General features: G+C 49.6%; 1 protein-coding gene. It reads left to right on the top strand.

The annotated features are described in order from the left end of the window. On the top strand, positions 1–2,058 hold a 2,058-nt coding region (locus tag ACFEL9_RS25990; RefSeq protein WP_385896298.1), incomplete at both ends, for a beta strand repeat-containing protein.

Below are 2,058 nucleotides of genomic sequence, written 5' to 3'. Positions count from 1 at the left end.
ACTTATTCCGTTACCGTTACTGATAACAATAATTGTACAGCTACCGCTTCGGTCACCATTGGGCAGCCTGCTGCAGCCCTGGCTCTCACCTCTTCAAAAGTGGATGTGCTTTGCTTTGGCAATACCACCGGTTCTGTTGATTTAAGTGTTAGTGGTGGTACAACTCCTTACACTTATGTGTGGAGCAATGGCGCAACCACGCAAGACATCACCGCTCTTGCTGCAGGAACTTATTCCGTTACCGTTACGGATAACAATAATTGTACAGCTACCGCTTCGGTCACCATTGGGCAGCCTGCTGCAGCGCTGGCTCTCACTTCTTCAAAAGTGGATGTGCTTTGCTTTGGCAACGCCACCGGTTCTGTTGATTTAAGTGTTAGTGGTGGTACGACTCCTTACTCTTATGTGTGGAGCAATGGCGCTGCTACACAGGACATCACCGCCCTTGCTGCAGGAACTTATACCGTTACCGTTACGGATAACAATAATTGTACAGCTACCGCTTCGGTCACCATTGGGCAGCCTGCTGCAGCCCTGGCTCTCACCTCTTCAAAAGTGGATGTGCTTTGCTTTGGCAATGCCACCGGGTCCATTGACTTAACTGTTAGTGGTGGTACGACTCCTTACTCTTATGTGTGGAGCAATGGCGCAACCACGCAGGACATCACCGCTCTTGCTGCAGGAACCTATACCGTTACCGTTACTGATAACAATAATTGTACAGCGACTACTTCTGTTACCATTGGGCAGCCTGCTGCGGCCCTGGCTCTCACTTCTTCAAAAGTGGATGTGCTTTGCTTTGGCAATACCACCGGTTCTGTTGATTTAAGTGTTAGTGGTGGTACAACTCCTTATACTTATGTTTGGAGCAATGGCGCCGCTACCCAGGACATCACCGCTCTTGCTGCAGGAACCTATACCGTTACCGTTACTGATAACAATAATTGTACAGCGACTACTTCTGTTACCATTACCCAACCTGCCGCAGCCCTGGCTCTCACTTCTTCAAAAGTGGATGTGCTTTGCTTTGGCAATACCACCGGTTCTGTTGACTTAAGTGTTAGTGGTGGTACGACTCCTTACTCTTATGTGTGGAGCAATGGCGCTGCTACACAGGACATCACCGCCCTTGCTGCAGGAACTTATACCGTTACCGTTACGGATAACAATAATTGTACAGCTACCGCTTCGGTCACCATTGGGCAGCCTGCTGCAGCCCTGGCTCTCACCTCTTCAAAAGTGGATGTGCTTTGCTTTGGCAACGCCACCGGTTCTGTTGATTTAAGTGTTAGTGGTGGTACGACTCCTTACTCTTATGTGTGGAGCAATGGCGCAACCACGCAGGACATCACCGCTCTTGCTGCAGGAACTTATTCCGTTACCGTTACGGACAACAATAATTGTACAGCTACCGCTTCGGTCACCATTGGGCAGCCTGCTGCAGCCCTGGCTCTCACCTCTTCAAAAGTGGATGTGCTTTGCTTTGGCAATACCACCGGTTCTGTTGATTTAAGTGTTAGTGGTGGTACAACTCCTTATACTTATGTTTGGAGCAATGGCGCAAGCACGCAAGACATCACCGCTCTTGCTGCAGGAACTTATTCCGTTACCGTTACTGATAACAATAATTGTACAGCTACCGCTTCGGTCACCATTGGGCAGCCTGCTGCAGCCCTGGCTCTCACCTCTTCAAAAGTGGATGTGCTTTGCTTTGGCAATACCACCGGTTCTGTTGACTTAAGTGTTAGTGGTGGTACGACTCCTTACTCTTATGTGTGGAGCAATGGCGCTGCTACACAGGACATCACCGCTCTTGCTGCAGGAACTTATACCGTTACCGTTACGGATAACAATAATTGTACAGCTACCGCTTCGGTCACCATTGGGCAGCCTGCTGCAGCCCTGGCTCTCACCTCTTCAAAAGTGGATGTGCTTTGCTTTGGTAACGCCACCGGGTCCATTGACTTAACTGTTAGTGGTGGTACGACTCCTTACACTTATGTGTGGAGCAATGGCGCAACCACGCAGGACATCACCGCTCTTGCTGCAGGAACTTAT

This window comes from Terrimonas alba (genome assembly GCF_042434975.1).
In the GTDB taxonomy this organism is placed as follows: domain Bacteria; phylum Bacteroidota; class Bacteroidia; order Chitinophagales; family Chitinophagaceae; genus Terrimonas_B; species Terrimonas_B alba.
This window is presented reverse-complemented; position numbering and strand designations above follow the sequence as displayed.